This window comes from Microbacterium sp. Leaf351 (genome assembly GCF_001423825.1).
Taxonomy (GTDB): Bacteria; Actinomycetota; Actinomycetes; order Actinomycetales; family Microbacteriaceae; genus Microbacterium; species Microbacterium ginsengisoli.
Genome location: NZ_LMPK01000035.1, coordinates 45,684 through 50,948, shown reverse-complemented (window position 1 = coordinate 50,948; position 5,265 = coordinate 45,684). Strand labels below are relative to the sequence as shown.

6 protein-coding genes are annotated in these 5,265 nt (G+C 70.9%); 2 read left to right on the top strand and 4 right to left on the bottom strand.

From position 1 onward, the window contains the following. Together ASG00_RS18230 and ASG00_RS11305 are read right to left on the bottom strand one after the other, a co-directional pair. On the bottom strand, positions 1–1,013 hold a 1,013-nt coding region (locus ASG00_RS18230), incomplete at its 3' end, for an AMP-binding protein (protein WP_235559551.1). 2 nt (positions 1,014–1,015) lie between these two features. After that, positions 1,016–1,618 carry an acetate uptake transporter gene (locus tag ASG00_RS11305; RefSeq protein ID WP_048809080.1) on the bottom strand — a complete coding sequence of 201 codons (603 nt, stop codon included), beginning with the start codon at positions 1,616–1,618 and terminating at the stop codon, positions 1,016–1,018. 310 nt (positions 1,619–1,928) lie between these two features. Between ASG00_RS11305 and ASG00_RS18985 the strand changes: the two genes are divergently transcribed. Next, on the top strand, positions 1,929–2,573 hold the full coding sequence (locus ASG00_RS18985) for a response regulator transcription factor (RefSeq protein ID WP_442922650.1): 645 nt from the start codon (positions 1,929–1,931) through the stop codon (positions 2,571–2,573). A gap of 26 nt (positions 2,574–2,599) precedes the next feature. Beyond that, a complete protein-coding gene (locus tag ASG00_RS11295; protein ID WP_056209650.1) occupies positions 2,600–3,361 on the top strand; it encodes an SDR family NAD(P)-dependent oxidoreductase in 762 nt (253 codons plus the stop codon). A gap of 2 nt (positions 3,362–3,363) precedes the next feature. Here ASG00_RS11295 and ASG00_RS11290 read toward each other — a convergent pair whose 3' ends face one another. After that, entirely contained in the window at positions 3,364–4,071 is a 708-nt protein-coding gene (locus ASG00_RS11290; protein ID WP_048809082.1) for a response regulator, read from the bottom strand. Then, positions 4,068–5,265: sensor histidine kinase (locus tag ASG00_RS11285; RefSeq protein ID WP_082483223.1), on the bottom strand; the 1,198-nt coding region annotated here is incomplete at its 5' end. The genes ASG00_RS11290 and ASG00_RS11285, both read right to left, overlap by 4 nt.

The following is a 5,265-nucleotide window of genomic DNA, read 5'->3' as shown; positions in this document are numbered from 1 at the left end:
GTGCCCTCGTAGAGCACCGAGGTCGTCGCGTTCGACAGGGGACCGTAGACGATGTAGCTGTGGCCGGTCACCCACCCGATGTCGGCCGCCGTCCAGTAGACGTCGGTCTCGGGCTTGAGGTCGAAGGTCTCCCACTGGGTGAACGAGCACCCGGTGAGGTACCCGCCGCTCGTGTGCAGGATGCCCTTCGGCTTGCCGGTCGTGCCCGAGGTGTACATGACATAGAGCGGATGCTCCGCATCGAACGCCTGCGCATCGTGCGACGTGCTGGCGCGGTCGACGCTCTCATGCCACCACAGGTCGCGACCCTCGGTGACGGCCACGTCCTGTCCGGTGCGGCGCACCATCAGCACGGACCTCACGTCGGGGCATCCGGTCAGCGCCTCATCGACCGCCGGCTTCAACGCCACCGCAGAGCCCTTGCGGTAGCCGCCGTCAGCGGTGATCACGACCCGGGCGTCGCAGTCGAGGATGCGCGTGCGCAGCGCCTCGGCCGAGAAGCCGCCGAACACCACGGTGTGCGGTGCCCCGATGCGGGCGCAGGCCAGCATCGCGATGATCGTCTCGGGGATCATCGGCATGTAGATCGCGACCCGGTCGCCCTCCTGCACGCCGAGCGCGGTGAGCGTGTTCGCCGCCTGGCACACCCGCTCGGTGAGCTCGCGGTAGGTGATGGTGCGGGTGTCGCCCGGCTCGCCCTCGAAGTGATACGCGACCCGGTCGCCGAGGCCGGCCGCCACGTGGCGGTCGAGGCAGTTCACCGCCACGTTCAGCCGGCCCCCGACGAACCACTTCGCGAACGGCGGGTCGCTCCAGTCGAGCACCTGGGTCCAGGGCTCGGCCCAGTCCAGCCGCGCCGCCTTGTCCGCCCAGAAGGCGAGCCGGTCGGCATCCGCCTCCCGGTAGATGTCGGCGGTCACGTTGGCGGCCGCCGCGAACTCGGGGCTCGGCGGGAACCGCCGGTTCTCGTGCGCGAGGTTCTCGATCGCGGAGGCGTGCTCGATGGTCGACACGGTCAGCTCGCCTTCGGGGCGCCGATCGGGAGGACGGTGCGTCCCCAGGTCGAGTTGATGACGGATGCCGCGGAGCCGTACCAGGCGAGCACGGCGGTCACGAGACCGACGACGCCGCCGATGTTGGTCGCGGTCGCGCTGCCGCTGAACGCGCCGATCGTGAGGAGCACGAACGTGATCAGCAGGGCGATGAACACCAGCAGCACGATGCGGCTCGCCTTGATGGCGCCGATGGTCATGTAGAAGGTGAAGATCGTCCACGCCAGGAAGAAGACGGCGAGTCCGTCGGCGCCGGCCGCCTTGGCGAGCGCGTCGTTCGTCAGCAGGAACCACACGGCCAGCCAGAACGAGCCGTACGAGGTGAACGCGACGGCGCCGAACGTGTTGCCCTTCACGAACTCCCACATGCCGGCGAGCAGCTGGGCGATGCCGCCGTAGAACAGGGCGAGGGCCAGCGCGCCGGCCCCGGCGTCGGGGATCCACCCCGCGTTGGCGACGCTCAGCACGAACGTCGTGAGGGCGAACGCGGCGAGGCCGAGAGCGCCCGGGTCGGCGACACCGGCGACGAACGTCGGGCGCGAGATGATGTCGGTCTGGTTGCTCACGATGAACACTCCTTTGTGTTGTGGATAGACCCGCAGGACCGGGGCCACGGGGCATCCGTTCACATCGGCGTGAGCGGATACTCATAGCGAAACCCGGGGTTCGGCCCTGCTAGCTTCAACGCTACGAACGCACCGACGCGCTCGACTACCGTCCAAAGGAGGTAGTGATGTGGAGACGATGACGTCGCCGCTCGCCCCCCGCGATGCCCTGNCCCCCGGCGGCGCCCGTCTCGACGCGTTCGTCGGCGCGCACAGCCACACCCTCGCGGGAGTGCTCATCGAACCCGCCCACGGGGTCGGCGGCAAGGCCATGGTCGACCGACGGCCGGTCGCGGCGACCCAGTACGAGCGCTCGACGGCGATCACCCACCATTACGACCGCGAGGTCAGCGGCGAGGCGATCGTGTCGCTGCTGGCCGTGCCGGCGATCGTCGGCGACGGGGTGCGGGCCGTGCTCTACGTCGGCGAGCGCGTCGCCACACAGTTCGGCGGCGACATCGTGCGCCGCACCGTGTCGGCCGCGCAGAACCTCGCGTGGGAGTTCACGGTCGCCGCGGAGGTGGAGCGCCGGGTGAGCGAGCTGCGGCAGGCGGCAGCACTCTCGGCCGCCGCCGATGCCCCGTCGCGGGAACGCCAGGAAGTGCGGGAGGCGGCCGCCGAACTGCGAGAGCTCAGCCGCGTCGTGCAGGACCCCGAGCTGCTGGCGCGCATCGACGCGATCGGCCGACTGCTGCTGCCCGCCCCGACCGAGCTCGTCGCCCCGCGGCTCTCGCCCCGCGAGGTCGACATGGTCACCCAGCTCGCGCTCGGCCGCCGCAACAGCCAGATCGCCGAGGCCCTCGGCCTCACCGAGGCGACGGTGAAGGCCTACGTGTCATCCGCGATGCACAAGCTCGACGCGAGCAGCCGCTTCGAGGCGGTCGCGGCCGCGCGTCGCGCCGGCATCGTCGCGTGAGGATGCCGCGGGCATAGCCTGGCGGTATGAGCACCCTCACCGGAACCGTCGCCCTCGTCACCGGAGCCTCCAGCGGAATCGGGGAGGCCACCGCCCGCACCCTCGCCGCCGACGGCTCCGCCGTGGCCCTCGTCGCCCGCCGCGCCGACCGTCTCGCGTCGCTCGCGGAAGAGATCGCCGCGGCCGGGGGCACGGCCGTCGCGATCGAGGCCGACATCACCGACCGCGAGCAGGCCCGCGCCGCGGTGGCCCGCACGGTCGCCGAGCTCGGGCGCCTCGACATCCTCGTGAACAACGCCGGCGTGATGCTGCTGGGGCCGGTCGAGCACGCGCCGATCGACGAGTGGGATCGCATGATCGACCTCAACCTCACCGCACTGCTGTCGGTGACCGAGGCGGCCCTCCCCCACCTGCTCGCGGCCGCCGAGAGCGAACCGCGCCGGGTCGCCGACCTCGTGAACATCTCGTCGACAGCGGGCCGCCAGGTCAAGCGCGGCTCCGGCGTCTACAACCTCACCAAGCACGGCGTGGGCGCCTTCAGCGAGTCGTTCCGGCAGGAGTTCAGCCGCCGCCACCTGCGGGTCGGCGTCGTCGAGCCTGGTGCCGTCGCGACCGAGCTGCGCGACCACCTGCGTCCCGAGATCCGCGAGGTGCAGCAGCAGCGCCTGTCGGCGATGCAGCCGCTGCAGGCGCAGGATGTCGCGGACGCGATCTCGTACATCGTGACGCGTCCGCGCCACCAGACGATCAACGAGTTGCTGCTGCGCCCGACCGAGCAGGACGACTGAGCTCAGCGCACGAGTCGGGCCGCCGGGGTCGTGTACACGTGCTCGGGCCGCCCGGTGCTGCCGTAGCGGAGGGTGAGCACGATGTGGCCGGACTGCTCGAGTTGCGAGAGGTAGCGCTGGGCCGTCGCGCGTGAGATGCCCGCCTCGGCGGCGACCTGCGCGGCGGATGCCCCGTCGACGCCGCTGTGCGCGATGCGGTCGAACACGAGCTTCACGGTCGGAGCCATCGAGGGCACCCGCGGCCTGACGGCCGGCTCGGGCGGTCGCAGCGCCCCGAACAGCCGATCGATGTCGTCCTGCGTCGACTCCTCGGGAAGCGCCGCGATCTCCCCCAGCGTGCGCTGGAAGGCGATGAGTCGCTCGACGAGCGCTGCGAACCCGAAGGGCTTGCTGATGTAGTGCACCGCCCCCAGTCGCAGAGCCGTGCGGATCGACTCGACGTCCTTCGCCGCCGACACGACGATCACCGACGGCGCGTGAGCCTCGGCGGCGAGGTCGCGCACCACGTCGAGGCCGTCGCCGTCGGGCAGGTAGATGTCCATCAGCACGAGATGCGGACGCTTCTCGTCGATCACGCGCCGCGCCTCGGCCGCGCTGTGGGCCATGCCGACCACGCGGAACCCGGGGACGCGATCGACGAACCCCGCGTGCACCGTCGCGACGCGGTAGTCGTCGTCGACGACCACGACCTCGATCACCGCCTCGCTCATCCGCCCACCTCCGCAGCCACTGCGGTCGGCAGGGTCACGGTGAAGCGCGTTCCGCCGTCGACCTCGACCTCGACCGTGCCCCCGATGCGGGTGACTGCGTTCATCACGAGCGCGAGCCCGAGCCCGCCGTGCGTGGAGTGCGCCGAGCGTTTCGTGGTGAACCCGCGGTCGAACACCTGCGGACGCTCCGACTCGGGGATGCCGATGCCGTTGTCGGCCACCGAGACCTCGATCGCGACCGGCGACTCGACGATGCGCACCTCCACGAACCGCGGCGCCGCGACGGGCATCAGCGCGTCGAAGGCGTTGTCGATCATGTTGCCTAGCACGGTCGTCAGGGCCTGCACGTGTCGGGCGTCGGCGTCGAGGTGCGAGTCGGGGGCGATGACGAGCTCGACGCCGCGCTCGCTCGCCTCGGCGGCCTTGCCGAGCAGCAGTCCGACGATCTGCGGCACCGCGATGCGCGACCTCACGGATTCGTCGAAATCGGCCGACGTGCCCCGTAGCTCGTTGAGGTACGACAGCGCATCCACGGGACGACCGAGCTCGAGCAGGCCCGCGATCGCGTGCAGACGATTGGTGAACTCGTGCTGCTGGGCACGCAGCGACTCCGTCAGACTGCGCTGCCCGTCGAGCTCGCGCGCGAGCCCCTCGAGGTCGGTGCGGTCCCGCAGGGTGATGACCGTGCCATGCGGCTTGCCGCGCAGCACCACGGGCATGCGGTTCACGACCAGGCACAGCTCGCTGGTCACGAACAGTTCATCGACCCCGACCGACGGATCGATGAGGATGTCGCGCAGCTCCCCCGCAGCGACCACCTCGACAAGCGGCCGGCCGGCCGCGGCATCCGGAAGATTCAACAGCCGGCGCGCGGCGTCGTTCACGACGCTGATGCGGCCCGCCGGGTCGAGCGCGAGCACCCCCTCGCGGATGCCGTGCAGCGTCGCCTCGCGCTCCTGCAGCAGCCGGGCGATCTCATCGAGCTCGAGTCCGAAGGTTCGCTTCTTCATGCGGCGCGCGACAAACCACGACGCCACCGCACCGAACAGCAGCGCCACGGCGAACCACAGCCCGTAGGACGGCAGCTCCCGCACGAGCTCGCTCGACACGGAGCTCTCCTGGATGCCCACCGACACCTCGCCGATGACGACGTCGGCCGGGCTGAACAGCGGCACCCGCGCGTTCGCGGTGAGA

Excerpts from the sequence above, each read along its gene's own strand:
- ASG00_RS18985 (WP_442922650.1), top strand. The coding sequence starts at position 1,929 with ATGGTCGACCGACGGCCGGTCGCGGCGACCCAGTACGAGCGCTCGACG.
- ASG00_RS11295 (WP_056209650.1), top strand. The coding sequence starts at position 2,600 with ATGAGCACCCTCACCGGAACCGTCGCCCTCGTCACCGGAGCCTCCAGC.
- ASG00_RS11290 (WP_048809082.1), bottom strand. The coding sequence starts at position 4,071 with ATGAGCGAGGCGGTGATCGAGGTCGTGGTCGTCGACGACGACTACCGC.